Below are 23411 nucleotides of genomic sequence, written 5' to 3'. Positions count from 1 at the left end.
TGCAGACAATTTCTGATTTTTGGTTTCAGAAAGAGTTTTAAGCGCCAAGGTTGGCTTAACTGGATTTTTCCCTTTGACCAATTCAGCTGATACAGGGTCAGTTTTCACAGGTTTCACAGTTGTTTTTACGATAGTTGCCGTAGTTGGAACTTCAACAACTGGTGCTACAACCTTTGTATTCAAAGCAAACCAGTAAGTTTGCCCATTTGACTCTGCTGGCCCGTCCCATTGGATAAATTCGGTTGTAAAGGTTGTTCCTTGTTTGAACACACCTAGTGCTGCTCCCTTGTACTGATACGCTGAGGATGAAGTATCCCAAAGATGCCCTACCTCTTCTTCACGGTTATAGTCTTCTGCATAAACATATCCATAATCCTTGTTTTGAGTAACAGTTGAGCCATTGATTTCAACATGGGTACCATTGATAGCTTTTGCACCTTCCCAACCGATAGGATTGTGGTTCAGAGACGAGTAAGTTAAGGCAGCAGGCGTCTTTTCAGAAGCCTTAAAAGCTACTTCTTGGCCGTCCTCATTGTAGTAGTAGGTATCTGTAACAAGGAAATTCATGTAGTCCGCAGCTCCACCTGTTCCATCGTTACGTGCTACTACGAACCCTTCTGTTGGATCATTCAAAACATAGACATCATTTAGACCAGTTTTACCTTGGTTTACAATTTGAAATTTTCGATGGATACGAGAAATATTGTGTTGTTTTCCATCTTCGGTTGTAACCGTCAATCCATTCAAATCTGTATAATCGATTTCAGTTGTCCACCCGTTACCTACATCCCTATATTTCAAAACCTTAGTAGAATCAAGAACACGAGAATAGCCTGATTTCCCACTAGTTGAAGCAATATAGCTTGTTGTAACTTCTTTTGAACCTGACGCTGAAGATTTTACAGTAGCATTAGGGTTAGCAGTAGAAAGTCCTAGAGCTTGCAAAACAACTTCTTTGGTATAACCCTCTGTACTTGTCTTGTCCTGAAGATCGTTGTATTTCACCTGCCAATCTGCTTGAGATTTCTTAGCTTTTTCATAAGCTGTCTGGTTTTGTTTCTCAATTTCTTTGGCTTCGTCTGCTGAAGAAACTTCTTGGGTTTTAGAACTGAGAAGTACACCAGATTTTTTCAACTCAGCGAACTTCTGGTCAGCATCTTGATTAACCTGTTCACTAACTCTTTTACTTTCGGTGTAGGCAGCCATAATCGCTTTGTTAAGCTCCACTTTTCCTTTAGCGGTTGCAATAGCCTGCTCATTTTGTTTCTTCAATGTTTCTACTTCTGCGACTGAAGAGACTGTACGAGTAATGACATTAACGTCAACCTTTTCTTTCTTCAGCTGTGCAGATGCGCTTTCTACCGCTTTGTTTAGGGCAGTAGCTTGTTCAACAGTAGCATCATATTTAGATTTTTCGCCCAGGTATTCTGTTACTGCTTGTTGGTTATCTGACAAGACCTGTTTAGCTGTTTGAGTAGATTTCTTGTTTTGGGTTGCTGTCCCATCTGTGGCAGTCGAAGAGTCATTCGTCACTGTGACTGTTGTTGACGCTTCATGTTTGGCTTTTTCATCAGCTACAAATTGATTGTTAGCTTGAATAGCTTCTTGCGCTTCCTGGAAGGCTTCATTGTTTTTGACTTGTTTTGTAGTCGTTTCTTCCAGTTCCTTGACTTGCTTATCCTGATCTTGTTTGATTTCAGACTTAGATTGTTCAAGACTAGATGAAGTAGTGTCTGTACCTTTGTCAACACTTGGTGTTTCAGATACAACTACTCCAGCTTTTTTAGCCTTGTCAGCAGCCTTTGTGACTGCGCTATTATCGATCGCTACGGACTGGCTACCTGTTGATTTACCAGCTTGTTTAGCGTATGTGTTGTTTTCATTTTTGCTTTCAGGTTGTACTGCTTCATCTGCAAATGCTGTTCCTGCAGAGAAGGCTACAATACCTGCTACTGCAATCCCTGATACTAAGCCTTTGGCCCATTTTTTCTTACGAAAATAGCCGTGTCCTTTCGTTCCTTGAATTTTTTCTGTCATTCCCTTTCCCTTTCACCTAATTAAAACATTTCTTTCTTGTAGAAGTAGCCAACTGCTGTCAACAACATAGCTCCAATAGCACCTAGAATGCTTTCTGCTGTTCCAGTGTTTGGAAGTGTTTTGAGTTTTCCTTCTTTATCAGTAACAGAGATAGTCTTATCTTCGTTAACTGTTCCGCCAACTTCTTCAGGCGCAACCACAGAACCATCTGAAAGAACTACGTTTCCATTTTGAGTGCTAACGATAGAAACACCCGTATTTGTTTCAACAGGCTCCTTGGTTACATCATGGACCACTTGTCCTGTTGATGTAGATGTTGTTCCAATTTGTGACTTACCTTGATCATTGGCTTCATCAGTTGTCTTTGGCTTTTCAGCAGGTACACCATCAAGACTTCCAGCGTTGTCTTTGCCTTGCAATTTGTTTAAAGCATCTGATTGGTCTGGAGTTCCTAGTTTGTCAGCAGGTACACCATCAAGACTTCCAGCATTGTCTTTGTCTTGAGGTTTGCTTGGGACTGTTGATGCACCATCAAGACTTCCGGCATTGTCTTTGCCTTGAGGAATTTCAGCAGCTGGAGTATCCGATGGAACTGTTGGTGTCTCAGCAGGAACTGTCGGTGTCTCGGTAGGAGCTGATGGAGTTTCTGATGGAGCTGATGGAGTCTCAGCAGGAACTGTTGGTGTTTCAACACTTGGAGTTTCTGATGGCAAAACCACTTCAGAAGATGAATGTGTTTCAGTGCTGATAGCATCGTCAGCTTTAACTCCCCCGTTAGCAGTTAAGATTGCGCCAGCAACCAAACCGATTGCAAGTGTTTTAAAGATTGTTGTTTTACCAACATGAACTAAGTTTTTTGTTTTCATAATAAAAACCTTTCTATTTTTAATAATAATAGTTTACCTTAAAATATTTAAAAAGTAAAAGTATGATGGCTTAATTTAGCCTATGATAGACAAAATTGCTTTTTAACCTTTTTCAAAACCTAATTTCAGGTCATCATTAAGAATTATTCGAGCCTCAAAGGTCCCTTGGTTATTGGATTTCTTTAAACCTTTTACTACGCTAGTCCTTCTCTTTGCGAGAAGATCACTGGCCATTTTTTGTGTTAGTTTTTTACCAGCAATCTCCATACTTAAGAAAAAGTCACAAGTTCCTACTTCCCCACGCGCCACCTGCTCTTGTGTCAGTAGTCCGTTTAAACACTTCAAGAATATTTTCTTATTCTTACTTGTGATATAACGTACTGGTGCGTGACATTTGGGACACGTTCCTACTTCTCCAGTAGCAGACTGTTTCAATTTCTCCATATACTCTTTATATGGAAGATAATCGACCTTGCTCATAGAGGCGTCAAGATCATTAAATAGGTTCTTCTCACTCTCTCTATTCAAATATCTAGTAATATTTGACAAAAAGCGTTCCTTCGTATTCTCTCCACTTGAAATTTTCTTGAGTGATTGCTCCCACAAGGCAGTAGTCTGCGCATCACTAAGGATTTTGACGCTTGAATAAGACTGACAAAGTAATCGCCCTAACTCGGTTAAATGTATACGTCCTTTCTTGACAACGTACCAATGATAATTCTTGATTTTCTCCAAGGTAGGCGCTCTGGTCGCTTCAGTTCCTAGACCTTGGGTTTCTTTCATGATTGCTCTCAACTCTTCATCTTCAAAATGTCTGCCGGCAGTTTCCATAGCATCGATTAATGTCCCTTCGGTATATAACTGAGGCTTAGATGTATGTTTCTCAATCGGTGTTAGTTGAGGAGTAACTAGGTCATTCAAGGCTACCTTAATCAGTGGTTTCTCTTCTACGCTCTCTATATCGAATAATGCCTCTTTATCTTCCCACAATATTTTCCAACCTTTACGAGCAGTCACGCGCCCAATCGTCTGGAACTTCCCATTTCCTACTTGCGTGATAATCTTTGTATGCTCGTACTGATATTTGTGTAAGAAGATAGCCAGACTGCGCTTTAATACTTCCATGTAGATAGTACGCTTTTCATTGCTCCATGATACGATCTCCTCCATAGCAGGAAATTCTGTGGTCGGTGTTAAGCCTGCGTGGACTGCTGCCTTTTTGTTATTCACGTAAAATCCGTCGACTTTGCCAGACTGTACGCATTCAGATAGAGGGATATCTACTAACTGTGTCATGGTATAAAGGCTATCGTGTAAGTATTCAAACCTCTCTACCGATATATGATTAGAGGATGTACGTGGATAGGTAACATATCTATCCGTTTCGTATAACTCTTGTAAGATAGCAAGTGTTTCAGACGGACTGATACCTAACTTCTTATCCATAGCTTTCTGCATATCACTCAGACTATATAATCGAGGTGAGCGTGATTCTTTAAGTTCTTTCTCTAGCTCTACTATCTCCCCTTTGTCATATGGACCGACAAAAGACGGATTGGAGATTAACTTCTCCCACTGCTCCCTGGTATCACAATCTCCTTTCCATTTCTTCCCTTTCCGTTCTCCCTTGGTATAGGTTATATCGGCTGGAATGTATTTACCAATATATGTACCGTTTGGATGTGTGAAAGTTGCCTCTAGTTCATAGTAGGTTCTTTCTACAAAGTTCTCTCGCTCTTGCTCTCTCTGGTAAATAAAGTAAGTAGTCGGACCAATAATACGCCCAGATGCGATTTTCCCCTCTTTCTCTGGAACTCGTAAGCCTAGCTTATTCTCAAGGGACTTCGATAGATACCTACTGCTATTCATTCCTAAAAGCCAGTCAGCAATCGCGCGTGCTTGTGCTTCTTGTGCTTGTAAGTAACGATAGTCAATATCCTTTAGATTTTGAAATCCTTTACGGATAGGCTTAGCCGTGAGGTCGTCAATCCAAAGGCTCTTAAATGTCTTGCGCTCGTCATTCCAGACTTTCGCTTGCTTACAAATAAGATAGGATATATAAGAGCCCTCACGATCAATGTCGCCTGCCCAGATAATTTGTTGAGCAATCTTCAGTTTCTTCTCGACTATCTCATACTGTCGCTTGCGCTTTTCATCTACTACATACTCAAAGTTGTCTGGTACAATAGGAAGATTTTCCAAAGACCAGTCTTTCCATTTCTCATTATATTCCTCTGGCTCTTTTAATCGGACTAGATGCCCTTTCGCCCACGTTATAATGAGTGTATGGTTGTTCATGTATTTACACGCTTTGATTTCAAGATACCCTTGTTGCTTTGCAATCTTAGTGATTTTTTCGCGCGTGCTAGTGGTTTCTGATAAGGCTAGGTAATATTCAATACCTTGGCTCTCTTTCTCTGCTAATGCTGTAATAATCATGTTTAGATTATACTACAAGCGATTGCAAAGGTTAAGCTATCTTCAGCTATGATAGACAAAAAAGCACCTCTGGGATTTCCAGAAGCGCTAATTTATTTAACCCTTTTTTTATTCTTGTCCAGTAATTCTTTACCAAAAAATTCATAATAGTACCTTGCTAGTATCCAAAAAGATAATGCCATACTTCCCAACACTGAGATAATGAGTAAACCGACTATTTCAATGAAAAAGATAAATAACAATCCCAATAACATGAACTGCATTATTTTATTCTCAATTAATCCAGAACTTATTAACGACATTGAAATCCAGTTGGCGAGATATATTAGAAACCAAGAACAAGATATAGGAATAGCGATAAGCGAGATAAAGCAAAGAACTATATTGGCCAGCACTTTCCGCAAACTCTTAGAATAAAGAATGTTTTCCCTTATGGATTTCAATCTATCCTTTGCTATGAAAAAATAATAATACAATACTGTCATACTATGCCTCCTATTTTAGCTCAAATGAATTTATAAGATACGGTAACAAATCAGCAGACGATAGGTATATCATTCCCCCTCCTACAATAATTAAAAAGATACTCACCATCCATTCCCAAGTAGTTAGATTTGGAAAGAAATCTTTCTTACCACTCCAGCTAAGTGTGATGTCTGTATTTTTAGCTATGATAAATACTCCATTGAACGAAATGCACACTCCTACAACAAACAATACAATAAAACCAAAAATCATATAATTTCCTCCTTGCTTATTTCTAGGCTTTTAAAATAAATAAACTAATAAATAAAATGGTGATAGAAACTATCTACCGTAGTGAAGTTCACCTTCACTGTCCTCGTATTCGAGCCAGTGGTCCATAACATCCGGACCTTCTTGTAACTCACGTCCAGTAGGAGAACACCACTCCTCATTTCCATTAGATGTTTCAAACACCTTTTGAAAAACACCATTTCGGTCAACGTCCACAAAGCGTGGATATGTAACAGTAATTTCAGGCGGTTTTGGGAAACTCATCCAATAAATAACATTACTACAAGTATTTTCAAAACCAATGCCATCGTTAAAATCAACCCAGATATCTGTATACACTTCTTCGCTTTCACTTGTGTAAACAAGAACCTCTTCGTCTAATTCAGGGGTTTTCCCGTCCCACATGAATTCAACTTCATCTCCGTATTCCTTTTTTTCTTCGCTAGTAAGGGGTCTTTGTGTAATTTTTTTCCAGTCTGTATTTTTCATATTTCTTTCCTCTTATGTTCTTCCTCATTTATTCAACAATTCTTCCTTTATTCTCTTACAAAAGCAAACAGACTATTCTCATAAGTATAAATGCTATATGTTCCGTTTAACTCGATTAGCTTTGTGCTTTCTTCTTCAATATCGTGTCCCCCTGTTGTGATTGAGAAATTACCTTTGAAAACAGATAGGTATTCCATTGATAGACGATTAAAATATCGTTTATCTTCAAAGACTGAAAATCTACAAGTTCCGTGGCCAACATGAGACAAGATTGTCTTTAAATCGCTACTTTCTACAAACAAAAATGATTGTGTACTATGTTTCGAGAATTGACCTGAAGAAAACATATCACGGATCACGTACCAATTAGAACTATATCGGTCATAATTTCCAGTTAAATCAAACTTACATGATGCAAAGTAGTACAACAATTCATTTTCAATACTCTTCAACATATCTGCATCGTCGTATTTATTCCTTGGGTGGTATGTTCTTTTAATTTCATTCAAAACTTGAACTGTGGCTCTAGTATCAGATAAGAACTTCCAAGGCAAATCTTCCATAAATCGCTCTAATTCTTCTCGGTCACGCTTTTCCAACCTACCTTGTAAAGATTTTTTTAAATCCTCTAACTTCTGTTTAAAGGTAGTTCTGCGCATACCACGATAGTCGATTGAGTAATAACAATTTTCTAAATCTTCATCAACTAAGTTGACTGGCATTTCTTCACCGTAAACATCTGTGCCTACATATTCCTCAACCACTTCGTTTCTAACGTCTGCCTCGGCAAGTAGTCTTGCTAAAGACTCTAAATACTGTGCATCAAGGTTCTTTTTGTAATCTGGAACGAAAATTGTAACCTTGACGTTATCTCTTGTATCTCCAGACAACAATTCTAAACCGTCAAAAACATAGTCGATTACTCTAAAAGGGCAATCATGTTTTGCTCTTAAATTCTTACCTTCACTAACCAAAATTTCTTCCATTGTTGTTTCCTCCACTAACCAAAATTTCTTTCATTGTTATTTCCTCCTAAAGTACTCTGAAGTTATTTCTACAAATTTTAAGAGCCTTTTATAACCATCGGGCTGCAAAACTATCGCAGCGATAACTATAATCACTAATATTCCTAAACCAATAAAGGCTAAATTAAACAATTCAACATCTTCTTTATCCATTTTAAATCGCATTTTTACCCCTCCTGCTTTACAACATCATTCGCATACTCAGTCAGTATGGAACCTACACGAATACTAGCATTCTCTAATTTCCGGTCTCCATTTGCTAGACGTTGAACAACTGACAATACCAGTCCAGTATCCTTTGCTATCCGATAAGGATTTTCCTTTTCAAATAGCACTTTGATTTTATCTGTATCTACTTTCATAGATACCCCCTTCTACTTTTTATTCATTTCTTCAACGTTTTTCACCAACTGGATGTTGCCTTCATAATCAAAGAAATCAACTAAGAACCACTCTCGCTCTCCAAAACAGTCTTGGATATTAGCCATCGTACAATCTTTTGCACTTTTACGATATATAATGTCTTGGTAAACCATATCTTTAGCCATTGCTTTATCAAAACTTTCTTTGCTAGAGAATGTTTTAATTCGAATATCACCACCCCAATACGAACGAGCCAATTTCACTTCATCGTAGGCAAAAGAAACATATTTTCCACGCCAGCCTTTTGTTTCATCAAGAATAGTTCCTGTATTACCATTTGCTTCACAAATTACAAACATAGCGTATTCAGTTGTTTTTCGCTCTTTACGATCCTCGTTATCAAGATAGACAGGTTTACTTACAGCAGCATAAACTTTAGGCTTACGGATAACATTTTCTAGGTCATTGATAAGGAGTAACTGTTTATAGTAAGACTTATCCTCGTCACTTAAACCAGCAACCCACTTAGAGTAACGTTTTGCCTGATGAGGAGTTACTACTCGCACGTCATGAATAATCTTGAATGAGGTTAACAAGTTTAAATCATAGTCTTGCGCAACAATGTGGAGACGGTCAACTTTTTCCTGTTCTTCCAAGGCTTGCTTCATCCCAAAAAGGATGGGAAGCATGTGTGAGTAATCGACGTAACGTCCTGAATTTGAAATCCTACCAATCCGTTTGGTGTGAATGTAGTAGTTGATAAGATTGCTATTGATAAATTTAAGATTAATGAACTCGTCATCCTCAATATAAAGACTTGGGCTGATTTTACTTTTACCGTCATCCCAATGCCACAAATACTTTTCTCCTCCAACATAAAAACGGTAGGTGAAATTAGAGAAATAATCGATCCCTTTAATTTTATTCAAACCTTCATTTACAGAGGTGTTGTCTGTCAAAGCATTATCTCCACGACCACGTTCAGTTGTGCCACCTCCATAACGTCCTGTATATTTAGCATTATCTCTAAACGAGTTTAGCACATAAATTGGATCGTCAGTCTTAGAATATTGATTTAAAATAGGGATAATTTTTGCTAGTTCAACGTAAGTGGAATCAGTAATCTGAGAGTCAGCATTTGACCAAATAATACCTGAGTCGGAAAACATATTTGTTGGAACATGATCCAGCTGCAAGATTTGATTACGCTCAATTAACCCCATAATAAGATTAAACAAGTAATAGCGAGATTGAACCAATGATAGTGAAGTTTCTTCATCAGAAGATTTTGATGTGAAAGAGTCCTCTGACAAATAAATGTCTTGACTATCTAGCCATGTCAACCAAGTATTCTCTCCATTGCGAATCAAAACTCCTACTTCATTTGGCATCGTATTCCTAACAAATTCCATAACTGTATTATTAAGCTCAAAGCTTCCAGCAGAGTTACGCATTTTAAGGAAGGTAATCCCTTTGCTTGTTGGGCAGATATGTTCAAGGAGAGCTGGAGAGTGTTTGATTGCCACCTCTAAACTTCCTGCATGCTCGTCATAAATATCTTTCAATCGAGGAAGGTCTTCATCCAAGTAGATAAGCTTTTGGTGAATGATAATAGGCTGCTGAATAGGCGCATTAGCCCCTTTATGGATGTTCATGAAGTTGACAGTTAATCCATTACGATACTCAAAAGCTGTTAGGTCTGAGCGCATGATCAAAAGATCATGCTCATAAAGTTTGATTTTTTCTTGAAGTTCCGCCATCATTTTAGCTTGCATTTCATACATAGCTGTAATTTGAGCTTCCATCTCAGCTTTTAAGTTATTGATTGCTGCTAGTTGCCCTGCGAAAGCTTCATCTTCAAATTTAGAAACTTTTTCAATTAGCCCTTTTGCTTCCTCAAGCTGATCATTTATAACAAGTTGATTGTCTGCTTTTACAACCAACTTGTTTCCAATAGCAACGTCCTTTGTCTGCTCCACTATTGCTAATAATTCTTCAGGAACGATATAAGCCTTGGAATACACTTCGATAATAGCAAAACCTTCATAGATAGCCATTACCTTTACTTTGTGTTCAGGATTTAACTGGAGGAAGTTAATTAAATCTTCAGTTAAGAAAAATTCACCTCTCCTACCACTCAAATATTGACTACAATATTCGCGCGTGATGATTTCTCCACTATAACAAAGTTTATCTTCATTATCCTTGTAGAACTCTTTTACACGTTCGTCCATATCCTCTGTAAGAGTATCGAGTTTCAACGTAGCATAAGCAATCACTTTAGAAAGACGTGTTTTCTCTGCTTTTTCTTGCTTATCCTTTAACTCACGATACTCCTTAAAAATTTTAGAGGCTTCATCTGAATAACTGATAGTCGGTTCAAATCTAACCATATCTTTTACCTTCCTTGATTCTATAATACTATTATACCCCATTTGGGGTATAAAGTCAAGAAAAAAAGAACAGACTATCTCTAGCCTGTCAACGTTATTTATTATTGTTGAATATCCACGTTTACTCTATCCTTAAACAAGTCAATATCACTATACCGAGGACTCTGCCCTCTTGGTACTTCTGTTTCGGTGTCTAGGTCAGCTAGAATATCTGACACTACCTCTAAAGCGTACCAGTAGTAACGTTCTGCTTGTTCATGTTCTACATTTTGAACCTTCCATTGTGAAGGAACTTCAAAAAATGGATCACTAGGTAGCTCTGGGTAACGTCCTTGCTCAACTAGTTTATACATTACACCTTTCTGGCCCCCTGGTAAAGCAAGTAGTACATAGTCCGGATTCTTTCTAAGTCGGCCAGATTTGGTAGTAAAAAGCACCTTACCATTGTTATCTTTTGCATGATAATAGTGTGCCTCTAAATTTCCTTCTGAACTATACTTCTCTCCACTCAACATAACCCACGGTTGAAGTTTAACAACTCCTACACTATCTTTTGCCATTATCTTATTTCCTTTCGTCTACACATTGTTTTGATGTAACTTCGTGTTCCAATTTATCCCAAAGTGGTTTGAACCAGATTGAATGAGATAATGGTCGATACAACACTGTCGTTAAAATAATAGCACTTAGAACGCTGAACCATGCTACGCTTGCTGCATCATAATCATAATTAGTTCTTACAGTATTGAAATCCATATTTATAAACCATTGATAAGTAAGGAACATTGTAAAGCTAAAGAACAAATACAATGTAATAAAAGCAGCAATTAAAATAAATAGGCAGATACTCATAATTCGCTTATTTTTACTGGATTCCTTCATATTCTATTTACTCCTATTCCTCTTTCTCTAATTTGTTAGATTTTACTCGACAAATAAATCATTTCTATTCATTTATTATTTATAAAGTAAATAATTTTCATCCATTCATTACCTGTTATCTCCTCGTGTCTGGATACCAAATAATTTTTGATAAGCAATCCTATCCCAATCATTTTCTAGGTAGAAAAAACTTACAAGTGAGTACAATTTTGAAATACTTTCCCGAGATAATCCTTTCTTTTTCCAAAAACGATTATTCCTCCAGTTTTTTATAAAGCTACTTTTCGATTTTAACTTTTCAATTTTCGCCAAGAGGGAATTGCTAACCGTCTTATAAAAGGGATCATAAGAACCATATTTACTATTGAGTAGTCTGTTTCTCTCATTGACTTCACATAATCTAAACCAACTTTCATGAAGTGATTTTATAATATAGTCTTCGTCCAACAATAAAGAATGGATCTTTAATGCAATCTCTTCAGAGATGTTAAGAACATCCGTTAAATTTGAGATGAAGCTGATTTTAGATGTCTTATAAAAAAATCTAAGTTCATCATTAGAATAAACATAATGAATGAGGTTATACAGATTTACTTCAAGATTTACTTCAAGATTATTGAAATCCTTTGGCAAATCATTAACAGGAATACTATAAGTAATATTTCCAGTTGTCTGATAGCGTTTCTTTGCAAATTCTAGATCTCGCTCTATACATTCCTGAATGAACTCATTTTCTCTTTCTCGCTTCATTGACTCTTTTTCCAAAAAAATATGCTCCAGTTCTTCAATAGTTCGCGACTGTCTTTTCCAACTAGAATACGGCATTCCTGTATAAACCATGAGACATTTCCTTTCTTTATTTCAAGATTGTTTTCCCATAAAATATTGGTGACTGATTCACTTGATTATGGCAGTTAGAGCAGTAAAGGTTAGGTTCTTGCCATAGGACAACATCATCAAATACCATCAAATTATCTAATGATTGATATGGCTCTATCAAAGGGAAATACTGATTGATAAAAGTGTTAAACCTTTGAGGTTCTTCTATAAATGCTAGAGCAGGGCTATCACTATCAAAGAGGAAACCTAAAGTGAATAGTTGGCCCTCTTTATTAAGAAGATAATAGCAGTTATCATCAAGCTGCTCTCCTATAACCATGTCAGTGGGTTCAACCTCATAGAGATTGCAGTAGAAAACCTTGCATTCTTTACAATGAGGGCAGCTATCAAATAAACGTGTTCTGCGCGTGTAGAAGTAATCATCTATTGCTGACAAAAACAGATTCTTTGGTTTCTTTCCTAAGAAAAAGAAGAATGGAATAATATAGCCACCAATAAGAACTATGATCAACCAAAAATTTTGAGTAGTAACGATTTCAGATATAATACCTAAGAAAGTTAAAGGTAACACTACCCAACGAACTGCCCAGATTAGTAAATACGTTATCTGGCTAAACTGAAATTCATGTTGAATGATTGACTGACGGTAACGATATATTAGAGCAGAAACTCTGATGCAGAATAAAATAAAGCTAAATAGGAAGTATTGTAGAATTAGTAAAGCTAGGTTCATACTTCCTCCTTTGTTACCATTTTATCTATGAGCTGATTATTAGCTACTATATCCCCTTTTTCGTCATCAAAAGCGATTGTATCTTTCATTATTTTATAGTTTCCTGTCTCTTTATCTTTTACAACAGAAACAACTGTACCTGCCTTATCAACTCCAAACGAGTCAGCAATTTTTTTAGCATCGGTAGTATTTAAGTCGATAAATAAAAGGTTTTGTTTTCTTTCTTCTGGTAGTTTTTCTAGCAACGAAGTTAATCCGACCTTACAGTAAGGGCACGTCGATTTATAGAATACATAATATCCATTCCCCTCTTCAGCAATTAGTTCTGCTTTCTCTGCTGCTGCATCTAACTTTTCAGAAACTAACATAGTTTGTTCCTGGGTAAGTGGCTTAAATGTTGTATTTTGGTAACTAATCAATGAGATCCCGATACCATATTCAGAAACATTTTCCCTCTTTTCTTGATTAGCTACCACCATACCCAAAATCAAAGAAATCACTACGGGTAAAGAAAAGAATAAGATTATGCGCCAGCTAGACAACATAAAATGTTCTGTTATCTGCTTCATTCCTTTTGTATAAACTACTAGGGGTGACAAAAGAATAGATAGAATGATCCAGATTAAAATTCCAGATGGTGACATATGGTAAACAACCTTATATCCAATGGTGATAAATAGATTGGTTAGAATTATTCCAGTACAAACCATAACAAACAGATATATTAGATATAGGTCTTTCAAAAAATCTCGGTCTTTTTTCGTCATACTACTTCTTTCGTCCTTTTAATTGTATGTACCCATGCAACTTAATAAGGGTTTCCAATTTCACGTTAGATAATGGTCTTTCCTTCTTATTCAAAGAGATAATCGTTTGACGTGAGATTCCAGTATCACGCGCCAACTGTGCGCTATCTAAGTCTTTATCAAAGAGCAAAGCACGTATAGCTTTTAGAGAAATAAAATCCAGTTCGCCCTGCTCATTACTTGGTTGAATATCCAACTCCTTCCGAGTATAGCTATCTACCCCTTTGAAAACCTCGATAAATTGTTCAGCAGTGATCACGAGTGCACTTTCATGAGAACTGTTCAAAGAATGTAATTCATAAGTATAGAATGGTTTAACATCTAGCTTATAAAAATCCTCTCCGTCCTCACTAGCAATGACTGTGATGCGTTTTTTCGGTATCCATGTCGCCATGTAGTTATATTTACTTTTTTTAGGAAAACGGACCAGCATTGCCTTTTCTGTCTCTTTGACAATTAGTGACCGATATAAATATAAGATAGCCATAGTTTTTTACCCAAAAGCCTTTCCTACATGACCGCCATAATAGTGAGAAATACTAACTTGATGAGCGGTTGTATTATAGTTTCCAGTCCAGAAAATGCTATCAGAATCCTTTTTAGTTGATTTAACAATAAATTGAACAACATCTGTTGATTTCGATTCGTAAACCTCTATATTGTTGACATCGACATCATAACCATTCTGTTGAAAAGAAACTGCAAAAGTCATTATCATATCCTGTTTAGCCATTTTAAGATGCTTCTCTATTGAGTAATCAATCTCTAAGATATTAGCTGTTTTACATTCCTTGATAACAACTTTAAATGCCTCTTTGACTTCTTTCTCAATATTTTTGTCTGCCCTATGACCTGGCATTTCAATAGATGATAAGGCTTTATTGTAGTTTCTATCATCTTCAGTAATTACGACTCTTTCAGTGCTTTCCTCGGACGGCTTTTTCTCTTCCTTAGATGATTCTTGTACTTGCGATTGTTCTTGATTTGTTTTATTCACATTCTGAATATAGACAATAGTTATGGTAGTTACAGCTCCAACTGATAACAAAAAAGTTAATAAGATTTTCAATTTAGACATTTTATTTCTCCTCTTTTTCTTCTGATAGGTCAACAATAAAAAATGTAAGTAAGGCAGGTGCTAAGAAACACATAGCTATTGAGAAAATAAACTCAACAATCGCTTTCCCTAAGTCTTTAGTCTGACCTGCAATAGTTAGGCCTCCTTGGAGTGTATGTATAAAGTAATCTTTATAATTCATATACCCAACGGATACCACAAAAAATAATGATAACCCAATCATCCACTTAATCATGCGCTCAATTTTTGAGGTATAAATTTTATACGTCTTGTCTTGCTTGGCTTTTATTGCGACCTGCATCTTCTCTTCTTTTTTTCTTTCTTTCTCCGCTTTTTCCTTTAGGATTTCCGCTTTTCTAATCTCGATACGCTCTTCAAGTGGAAGCCCATCAAGTTCATCTTTTACAGGTACATCATAATCATCAAAAATACTCATATCCTTTTCCTTCCTTTCTCTACAAAGAGATAATGTCCCTTATATCATCCGTATCTAATGCTTTAGCAATCTTATCAATCGTCTCAAACTCGATGCGCGTGCTACCATTCAATAAAGATGATACCGTGTTTGGTCTAATCCCAGCCATTTTAGATAGCTCTGATTGTGTTATGTTACGTTCCGATAGTGTTTCTTTTAAAGTGATCTCTACCACTATTATTTCACCCTTTCACTATGATTACTCCTTTATTATAACGCTTTAGCGATATAAATGCAAATGCAATAACGGTAAAGCACTACAATATAAATAAAAAGCAGTGATTTTGTCACTGTTTTTATTGTTTTGTCAATTTAAGGTTTGATTCATTCCCGTATGCGAAAGAAAAACCATTTCTTTCACTTGCACTACTACTAATAAGGCGGTAACTATATGTATTAGGTTTACCGATTGCTTTTCCACTCACAGAATAATTCTGTTCAACAACTAGGAAAGTACCATCTTCAAACACATGGCATACAATTCCAGTATGTCCATAAGTTGCCTCTTCCATACTAGAGAAAATCGCCCCTTTTTTAGCATTCTTAGTCGTAGTATTTCCAAAGATATTCGCCCAGGCCGCAGCTTGGTCTTTACCATCCCCTATAACAGTACCAGAATGACCCCAAAGGATATTCCCTAGACTAACAGTAAGGTCAACACATTCCCCAGATCTTTCTACCCAACCAGTGGAACTATCATATTCTAAACCAAGTTCTTTTGGATCAATAATATACTCTCTCAACTCAATAGGTAATGATGATGGTGGCCACCCAATTCCATCTACTTGAACTCCACTAGGAACTTTTCCTGTTCCGTCTGAGGTTTTCCTACGCTTACCACATTTATCTATCTTTTTCGGTTTAGTAGTTACTCCAAGGCTATCTGATGGCTGGATAGGCCCTACTTCAACAAAAGGCGACTTACCATATTTCTTAATGGCTTTCTCATCCAACCATTTGTACTTCGCTCCTACAGTATCATATGCATTATTTAGAGAAGCTTCATAAGCTACTGGGTCGCTTGCCCACCCCCCTTGAGCGATAGCTTTAGATATTGATTTAGGATCAGTATTGTTTATAGCTCCCTTGTAAAGAGTCTGGTGGGCCATAAATTCAGACTTTGCAACAATACCTGCATCATACGATTTAAACCAGGCATAGTTCCCACCTGTAAAGTCTCCGACATTTGTACCTGGGCGTGTTCCAGAAAGGTCAACTGCATCCTTACCATAGGTTTCCAATGTGATAGGGAAATTGTCTAGGCTTCCTCCAGTTTTAACCCCTCCCATATTATGGGCCATCCAAAAGCTAGTTCCAGATGGATTAGTAAAGTTAAATCCATACTCAACATGAGTCTGAGCGATAGAAAAAGAAGGGAGATAACCACCTGCTTTCCAAGATAGGATATAGGCTTCCTCATGTTCGCTTATAAACTTGTCGATATTCTGGTCGAAAGAGGAAGTTTCAGAAGCATTCGTTTCGCTTGTAGTTGTTTTTGTTGTTCCACAATCTTGCGCTCGTTTAGCATGAGAGGATGCTGCAGCTGAGAAGATAGATACAACAACTATAAGAGCAAGTGAAAAGAAGAGTAGGGTTGATACTACTACCGTCCCTAAAATAATCAACTTCTTTTTTAGTATTTTCTTCATGTACTATCTCCCTATTAGTAAAAATAGATACAAGATACCAATAAGGATCACCCCAGTTACAAAGAGTTTTGCTAATTGACGATAAAAAAATTTATTTCTACTTATCTGTTGATGATATAATACATCATTGTCAGATTGCTGATAGTATTCTTTTTGTAGTTCAATAGTACCATTGATTTCATCGGTAATTTCTGTTCTTACATCATCAATATACATTTTACTTCGAGAAAATAGACCGGACCTTTTCTTATTAGTACGTTCAATTTCTTGCTCGTCTAAGTCGCTATAATACTCGTTATAGTATTCAGCATAATCACTACTAGAAAACTCATCTTCTAGTTCCTCTGAATATTTATCTTTAACCAAAATAACGAACCCCTTTCCTTATTTTTGTCAAGATTGAGCGTCTTTGAGGTGCAATAAAGAGGTCGTCCATGACTGTTACTTTCCCCCAAACCCCCTTGATTTTAAAGGTTCTTGTCAATCTACGTTCATAAATACCTAGTTTCTTATATGTATATTTTTCGTCCTTTTCATCAATCAAGATGAAATCCTCTACATCAAAGAACTCTAAAATAGAGTAGGCTTGGTTATATTCCTTATACTTTGCCTTGTTTGCAAGTCGTTTTTCATAAAGAGGAGAATACTTCTCAGAAAATCCAGAAATTGCACTAACAATCATCTTACGATGCCCTTGTTCAATCTTTCTAATTGTAAAGGCAATAGCAAGAAATAGTATCGCATTCATTCCGGATTCTGTTAATAAAGCCGTAGGTAAAAATACCAGTAAAAGAGTTAGAAGGATAGAGTCCTTCTTACCTAAAATAAACATGAGTACTACTGTTACAATTCCAAAAAATACATAAGGCATAAAGCCAAGTAAGACAATCTCCTTTCCATATCTATCAACTAATTCTGAGATATGGAAGGAATAAGCCATGAAACTTCCAGATAAGAAGCCCACCTGCACTGCTATCGATAAGAGATTTAAAAAATGTAGTGTTCTAACATTATGGATTTTTTTTTGCAGCTTATAATACAATTCAATAACTGTTACCATATTTCTCCTTTTTAACGCATTCTAGCATATCTAGCGGTTTCGGCGTAAGGCAAACCGTAGTAATCAATATCTGGTCTATCTGATAATTGCATTCCAAATGAGTAGTTAGCAACCCCAGATATATTCAAGAAAAACTGTTCATTTTGAAGATAACGAAGTCCATCTAATTCTGACTGCGTTATATCACCAAAACTTTTTGCAATTTTAGGGATCACCATGACTTCTTGTTGAGTTAAGATACGGTTACGCATCTGAGCAAAGACTCTCCTTGATGCTAGTACATATGGTGAAAAGTCATCAGATTCAGCAGAGGAAAGGATTTTGTCAAGAGAAGATACCTCCAAAATAATTCCAGAGTCATTTTTAGTGATCTCTTCAATCATTTCTGCTAGGAAAGTAAGAGAATGTGCGTAAGTAGGTTCAAACAACTTATCTGCACCAGTAATGGTAATAATCACATGATTTGGTATTTCTTCAATATCTCTACTATCCGCTTCCAATCTATTCTTGATACCATTCTTAACTGATTCAGCTGATGCTAGACTAAGTATTTGGTAAAGTACAATGTGAAGCAAAGCCTTATCATCAATACCAGATAAATTGAATGTAACTACCTTTTCACCTTCTATTTCAACAAAATCTGACGTTTTATTCATGTAACGGTAATCGTTAAGTATGGCTCGAAAAGCAGATACCAATCTCTCATAACTTTCAGCTTTTGAACGTCCTGCTTCTCCTCTGCTGCGCTCTCTTCGCCAATCCGCATCTAAAGCATCAACTAGGTTACTCAAAAGAGGATAATCTTCCCATGTAGAATTAGTAAGATGTAGGAGACTATTTTTTTGCTCTGCTTCACTTAATTTCCATAAGTCAAAAGTGGCATATAATTCATCGGTAGTTTCCTTGAGATTATTAAAATCACTTTGGGTAAGACTTGGATCTTTGATACTAGCCAGCACCTTTAACTTGTTACAATGAACCTTATAGCTTCGGATTTGGTCAGTTATTAACGTTTCTTCTGAAATACGTGTTGCCATAATTTGTAGAGGGTTAATATGGTAGTTGCTTTCTCCATCGGTAATATCAAATACCAACCCTCCCTGGCGCCGTGTCAATTCTGATAAAGAACCAGATAGGTCAATATTTATCAAAGTATGCCCCTTGGCAAACAAACCATCTAAATATTTAGCAAGTAATTTACCTTTACCAGCATTATTTATCCCTGCAATCATAAGGGTAGGTGAAAGACGTTCATTATCTTGATGTAACATATCAAAATATACAGGACCACCAGTACGAGTAAATCCTAGGAAGATACCATGGTCGTCCATTAAAGTTGTATGGATATATGGGAAACCAACTGCCAAAGTATCGTTGGGAATTGGCTGAGGATTTCTACTAGTAGGCAGCATTCTATGATAACTTGCAGGGATAAAAGGTGTATCATACTCGGTTTTCATCATGCCTTGGCTAACATGAACACCATAACCATTTAATTGAGATTTTAGATCACTCTGTTTTTGTTTTAATAATTCTGGAGTATCAGCAGGAATATAATAGGAAACACCCACATTTTTTACCTTACCATTATTATCAGCAAATTCTTTTAAATCAAGTAACGAATTAACTTCCCTACTATTACTCACGTCATCTGTAAATTTCCGGTTAGAGGAATGATTGAGGTTTGAAATTGATTGGTCAGCTTCTTCAGAAACCTTTTCATTGTTTGAAAAAAACCTAAAAACATTTACTCCGTCTATCTGAACCATTGAACTCGCCCAATATGGAGGCATTTTATTTTTAGGATAGTCACCGTTTCCAATGTAAGCAACGGAAAATACTCCAGCTGCTGTTTTGATGTACGAATCATCCTCTTTAAAATTCAATCCATCAGGTTGTACTCTTCCTATAAAATTAAGGTCATATCCTTTTCTTATATATTGATTGATTGCTCTTCTTGCTAAAAACATCTTTTTACCTATTCTCCATTTCCATTTGGGTTGTTAAAATTCATAATAATCTGCTCTTTTTTCTCCGCCGAGATCTGCCTTGGTCGAAAACCAGTAGAAGCATTATTTATAGCTTGTGTCTTATAATTCAACTCCTCTAGTGTTCGACCATGATAGATATGGAAAAATTCAGTGTTATAATGCTCCCGTCCAATAATTTCATCAATCTTGATATTATGTTCCAGGACATCCCGCTGATGTTCCTTCTGAACTCGTATTCTCTCGTCCAAATCTGAGGATAAAAGTTCCTGTGTAACAATTTCATGTTGTTTCTTATTCTCAATGATTTGTTGTCTTGTATCAGTTGGAAGTCTTGTTGTTAATTCAGTAAAATCAAAGTCGATTGCATCAAGATATTGCTTATACCCTCCGATAGTTTCAATTTGCTCGGATGGTGAACAAGTATAGACATCTTTTCCTTGTACTCCCACAATTTGAATATACCCAAAACCATTACTCAAAGCTAATGGGGTATTTGCAACATTAGTTAAGATTGCTTTAACACTTGAGGTTTTCACAATATCAAGGAATGTCCTATTTTCCCAATTTTTATCATACTTATAACGTGGTTTTTGATTATCCGCTATAAGATTTAAACTACCTTTTTCTTGAACAATTTCAGGCGTTTTCTTTTTATTTTTGGAAGATTTTTTAATTTTCATGTTACTCTCCATTATTTTTTATATAATACTATTTTATCTCTTATCTTACATATAGTAAAGCTATGATAAAAAAAAGGCACTTATGGAAAGTGTCCTAAATCAAAGTCGTCCTACAACTGCTCCTACCAAAGATAAAATACCTCCAAAGAATAGGAAAGGCATAAGAATTGCAATCCCTGCCAATATCGGAAGAATACCTGCTACAAAGTTAATGACTGCCATTGTAATTGAGTAGATTGGAACAATGATGCCAACTCCTAAAATAAGAAGTATAGGAACTAAGCATAGGCAGACACTTCCGAAAATACCAATCAATCTAAATGAACGATCATACACATTTTTATCACCCAAGCCAGTCAAGAAATAAACTGAAGTAAAAAATCCCATTAAGCAGCCAAAGATTAAAACAAAATAATTAACCTTCATATTATATCGCGTTTTTATTGGTTCTGTTAGATTTCTAACAAATGACATTACAGGAACTCCAATAATTTGCCATAAAATGATAAAAAAACCTAACTCAATCCCCTTTAAAATCGGATGTAACATAAGTGTTTGGATATAATCAATCAAAGATAAATAGAATTCATTAAACATATTTTTCCCCCTAAATCAATTTGACTTTCTTTCTCTATATTTCTATTGTAAACGATAATAAAAAAAAAAGCAAAGACTCGTGGCAAAAAATAAAAGGCTAGGGTTCCCCTAACCTTTTATTTTAAAATTCCTCGACCTCTCCACTATGATTTGGGAGATCCGTTATAGTATTCTGGTGGTCTGATGGTTTAACTTTTGAGTAGTGAATGGTATTTACAGGTCTTTCACCTCTTTCAATCGGTTTTGATTTGTTTCGGTTGAGTATATCCTTGTACTCATCCATTACTCTGCTTGGAACCTTAATCGTATTACCTTGTCTCTTATTTGCTTCAAGAGGGGTAGCTCGTTTCTTCGTTAAACCGTAACGAGTACTATTATAGCCTTTTCTAACAGGTGCAGTCGCTTTATTGTAAGCAGATTTAACTCCCCTGATTGCCCTTCTAGTACCTGTTCTCATATTTGTCTTAGCACTAGTCATAGCATTTTGGCTACCTACGATTGTTCTTTCTCCCAACGTTTTAGCTAATCCTTCACCATAACCAACTCCAGAAGCGTCCATATGATCTCTAGCCCCAGTGTGTAAGTTAGCAAAGCCACCTGCTACCTTACCAAAACCGTTGCCGGCAAATTTACTAGCTTGTCTAGCAGCATTTGTTCCAAAATGTCCAGCCTTGTTAGCAAAGCCCGCTCCTTTTTTAGCAGCACCTACTAAACCTCCATGACGCTTACCAGTAACAAAGTTTTTTCTACCTAGAACCGCATTACCAGCAAACTTGGTAGCTTTATAAGCACCAATACCAGCACCTAAAGCAGTCAACATTCCATTTTTAGCACCGGTCGTCACTCCTAACCATGATTTAATAGCTCCAGAACCTTGAGACGCTCCTAAGAAGGTTGCAATATAGAGGACAATAATCAAAATGGTCTTACTTAAACCGTTTAAGTTACTGAATAGAGTTGCCTTCCCAATCGCAACAGTCTGAGCATTTTTCAGGAACCACATAGAAAAATGAACAATCGCTATTTCAAAGAAAATTCCTGCAATCCCAGAGAAAATAGATTGCAATAGTTCCATGAATTTTGTGCTATCATCTACCGACGTATAGGCGACAAAAGGAGCAACTATTGATGATAACAAAACTTTGAATATTGTCAGAACCATTGAAATTAACAATCCAATCAGTAGAGCAAGTAACATGATCTGCTGAATGAATATAGCTAAATAGTCAACCTTATACCTTGGATAAACAGGTGAGAATATAGAAAAGTCTACTCCGAACATACTTGATACTTCAATACCAGCAATGATATATTGTTCTGAACCGTCTCTTCTTTTTTCTCCAGCTTGCTTAGATGATGTCAAAATGGTTGCTACACCATAGTAAGCATCTGAACTTGTCCTTTTTTCTTTTTTATCCTGGTCCTTGTAGATGTAATAATTCAACAATTCCTCAGTTGACGCTCCGATAAACGATTCAAATTTCGTTTGTTGAATATTGGAATCCCTTATATCGTTGAGTGTAGCGGGGTCTTTCTGAATGTACTTAGTGTTAGGATCATACTCCAATTTTTTGGTATCAAAATCCTCATCTATAAGATAAAGGAGGTCAACTACATTATTTTTGATTGGCATCAAAGATAGTGTTTGTTTTTGTGAACCCAACGTTGCACTATGTGTTCTCAACGTTGTTGTGGCTTGAGAAATAATATTCCCAGATGCAACAAGAGCAGTTGGAAGTACATTTAAAGCAAAGCTAACCAATATCAGATTATTGAAGAATTCTTTATACTTAAATGAACCACCAATAAAGGATAAAGTTACACGTGCAATTATGAAGACGACAAAGATTGCCATCCCAATATAACGGCCCCAGAAATAGAATTTACCTATCCATGTTCCAGTATCACCTAGATAATTGAATAACCCAAATAAAATAAATATCTTATCGAATAATTCCTCTATTGATACTGAAAAAGAGTATAGTAGCTTCATGATAGTAGCTGGGAAAACATAAAGCATTTGCCAAATTGGAAGCACGTCATGTAGGTACAAACTCCACTGATCATAAAACTGAACTGTTTTTATTGTAGATAGAGTATTATTTTTCCATACCTGTTTATCTGGAGCGGAAACTTTATCAAAGCCGTTCTCAGAAGTCCAATAGCTTGTCAATTCCTTTAAATTTCTGATAGGGTCAATTCCTTTGCTATCAATACTATCATCTAATGAGTAATTAGCCAAAAAATCACCT

25 protein-coding genes and 1 pseudogene are annotated in these 23411 nt (G+C 36.4%); all 26 read right to left on the bottom strand.

Going from position 1 to position 23411, the window contains the following annotated elements; all coding sequences use genetic code 11:
- Window positions 1–2037 (bottom strand): annotated as a pseudogene (locus HMPREF2991_RS11135) (GbpC/Spa domain-containing protein); the annotation flags it as partial.
- 20 nt (window positions 2038–2057) lie between these two features.
- Window positions 2058–2903 carry an LPXTG cell wall anchor domain-containing protein gene (locus HMPREF2991_RS10910; RefSeq protein WP_070683471.1) on the bottom strand — a complete coding sequence of 282 codons (846 nt, stop codon included), beginning with the start codon at window positions 2901–2903 and terminating at the stop codon, window positions 2058–2060.
- A 102-nt stretch (window positions 2904–3005) separates the two neighbouring features.
- The gene (locus HMPREF2991_RS03060; protein ID WP_070683469.1) at window positions 3006–5342 is read right to left on the bottom strand and encodes a type IA DNA topoisomerase; all 2337 of its coding nucleotides are present in this window, start codon (window positions 5340–5342) and stop codon (window positions 3006–3008) included.
- A 92-nt stretch (window positions 5343–5434) separates the two neighbouring features.
- Entirely contained in the window at window positions 5435–5827 is a 393-nt protein-coding gene (locus tag HMPREF2991_RS03055) for a hypothetical protein (RefSeq protein WP_070683467.1), read from the bottom strand.
- Window positions 5828–5837: 10 nt separating this feature from the next.
- Window positions 5838–6080: a hypothetical protein gene (locus tag HMPREF2991_RS03050; protein WP_049510615.1), complete on the bottom strand. Its 243-nt coding sequence runs from the start codon at window positions 6078–6080 to the stop codon at window positions 5838–5840.
- Between the two features lie 69 nt (window positions 6081–6149).
- Window positions 6150–6587: a hypothetical protein gene (locus tag HMPREF2991_RS03045; RefSeq protein ID WP_049510616.1), complete on the bottom strand. Its 438-nt coding sequence runs from the start codon at window positions 6585–6587 to the stop codon at window positions 6150–6152.
- Window positions 6588–6634: 47 nt separating this feature from the next.
- On the bottom strand, window positions 6635–7573 hold the full coding sequence (locus HMPREF2991_RS03040; protein WP_070683465.1) for a hypothetical protein: 939 nt from the start codon (window positions 7571–7573) through the stop codon (window positions 6635–6637).
- A 36-nt stretch (window positions 7574–7609) separates the two neighbouring features.
- Complete coding sequence (locus HMPREF2991_RS10985; RefSeq protein ID WP_180364423.1) at window positions 7610–7777, bottom strand: hypothetical protein; 168 nt, start codon at window positions 7775–7777, stop codon at window positions 7610–7612.
- 2 nt (window positions 7778–7779) lie between these two features.
- Window positions 7780–7974, bottom strand: coding sequence for a DNA-binding protein (locus HMPREF2991_RS03035; protein ID WP_070683463.1), 195 nt, complete (start codon window positions 7972–7974; stop codon window positions 7780–7782).
- A gap of 12 nt (window positions 7975–7986) precedes the next feature.
- Window positions 7987–10410, bottom strand: coding sequence for a hypothetical protein (locus HMPREF2991_RS03030; RefSeq protein ID WP_180364424.1), 2424 nt, complete (start codon window positions 10408–10410; stop codon window positions 7987–7989).
- A gap of 59 nt (window positions 10411–10469) precedes the next feature.
- Window positions 10470–10928 carry a hypothetical protein gene (locus HMPREF2991_RS03025; RefSeq protein WP_070683459.1) on the bottom strand — a complete coding sequence of 153 codons (459 nt, stop codon included), beginning with the start codon at window positions 10926–10928 and terminating at the stop codon, window positions 10470–10472.
- A 4-nt stretch (window positions 10929–10932) separates the two neighbouring features.
- Window positions 10933–11250: a hypothetical protein gene (locus HMPREF2991_RS03020; RefSeq protein WP_070683457.1), complete on the bottom strand. Its 318-nt coding sequence runs from the start codon at window positions 11248–11250 to the stop codon at window positions 10933–10935.
- 108 nt (window positions 11251–11358) lie between these two features.
- The gene (locus HMPREF2991_RS03015) at window positions 11359–12090 is read right to left on the bottom strand and encodes a hypothetical protein (protein ID WP_070683455.1); all 732 of its coding nucleotides are present in this window, start codon (window positions 12088–12090) and stop codon (window positions 11359–11361) included.
- Between the two features lie 16 nt (window positions 12091–12106).
- Window positions 12107–12823, bottom strand: a complete 717-nt coding sequence (locus tag HMPREF2991_RS03010) for a hypothetical protein (protein WP_070683453.1) — start codon at window positions 12821–12823, stop codon at window positions 12107–12109.
- Window positions 12820–13590, bottom strand: coding sequence for a YbbN family protein (locus tag HMPREF2991_RS03005; protein ID WP_070683451.1), 771 nt, complete (start codon window positions 13588–13590; stop codon window positions 12820–12822). Before HMPREF2991_RS03005 ends, HMPREF2991_RS03010 begins: the two co-directional genes overlap by 4 nt.
- Before the next feature lies 1 nt (window position 13591).
- A complete protein-coding gene (locus HMPREF2991_RS03000) occupies window positions 13592–14116 on the bottom strand; it encodes a helix-turn-helix domain-containing protein (protein ID WP_070683449.1) in 525 nt (174 codons plus the stop codon).
- Between the two features lie 6 nt (window positions 14117–14122).
- The gene (locus HMPREF2991_RS02995; RefSeq protein ID WP_070683447.1) at window positions 14123–14707 is read right to left on the bottom strand and encodes a hypothetical protein; all 585 of its coding nucleotides are present in this window, start codon (window positions 14705–14707) and stop codon (window positions 14123–14125) included.
- A gap of 1 nt (window position 14708) precedes the next feature.
- The gene (locus tag HMPREF2991_RS02990) at window positions 14709–15143 is read right to left on the bottom strand and encodes a hypothetical protein (protein ID WP_070683445.1); all 435 of its coding nucleotides are present in this window, start codon (window positions 15141–15143) and stop codon (window positions 14709–14711) included.
- A gap of 19 nt (window positions 15144–15162) precedes the next feature.
- Window positions 15163–15357, bottom strand: coding sequence for a helix-turn-helix domain-containing protein (locus HMPREF2991_RS10580; RefSeq protein WP_218969957.1), 195 nt, complete (start codon window positions 15355–15357; stop codon window positions 15163–15165).
- Window positions 15358–15478: 121 nt separating this feature from the next.
- Window positions 15479–16831 (bottom strand): glucosaminidase domain-containing protein, encoded by a 1353-nt coding sequence (locus HMPREF2991_RS02985; RefSeq protein WP_070683443.1) that lies wholly within the window; start codon window positions 16829–16831, stop codon window positions 15479–15481.
- A gap of 3 nt (window positions 16832–16834) precedes the next feature.
- Window positions 16835–17197, bottom strand: a complete 363-nt coding sequence (locus HMPREF2991_RS02980) for a hypothetical protein (RefSeq protein ID WP_070683441.1) — start codon at window positions 17195–17197, stop codon at window positions 16835–16837.
- On the bottom strand, window positions 17190–17891 hold the full coding sequence (locus HMPREF2991_RS02975; protein ID WP_070683439.1) for a hypothetical protein: 702 nt from the start codon (window positions 17889–17891) through the stop codon (window positions 17190–17192). Before HMPREF2991_RS02975 ends, HMPREF2991_RS02980 begins: the two co-directional genes overlap by 8 nt.
- An 11-nt stretch (window positions 17892–17902) precedes the next feature.
- Window positions 17903–19861, bottom strand: a complete 1959-nt coding sequence (locus HMPREF2991_RS02970) for a hypothetical protein (RefSeq protein ID WP_070683437.1) — start codon at window positions 19859–19861, stop codon at window positions 17903–17905.
- Window positions 19862–19869: 8 nt separating this feature from the next.
- Complete coding sequence (locus tag HMPREF2991_RS02965; RefSeq protein ID WP_070683435.1) at window positions 19870–20562, bottom strand: hypothetical protein; 693 nt, start codon at window positions 20560–20562, stop codon at window positions 19870–19872.
- A 99-nt stretch (window positions 20563–20661) separates the two neighbouring features.
- Window positions 20662–21159, bottom strand: coding sequence for a hypothetical protein (locus tag HMPREF2991_RS02960; RefSeq protein ID WP_070683433.1), 498 nt, complete (start codon window positions 21157–21159; stop codon window positions 20662–20664).
- A gap of 121 nt (window positions 21160–21280) precedes the next feature.
- Complete coding sequence (locus tag HMPREF2991_RS02955; RefSeq protein ID WP_070683431.1) at window positions 21281–23401, bottom strand: pLS20_p028 family conjugation system transmembrane protein; 2121 nt, start codon at window positions 23399–23401, stop codon at window positions 21281–21283.
- Window positions 23402–23411: the final 10 nt, after the last annotated feature.

The sequence above is a fragment of the Streptococcus sp. HMSC072D07 genome, assembly GCF_001814835.1.
Lineage (GTDB): Bacteria > Bacillota > Bacilli > Lactobacillales > Streptococcaceae > Streptococcus.
Note: the sequence above shows the minus strand (reverse complement) of the source record. Positions and strands in the feature narration are given on the sequence as shown.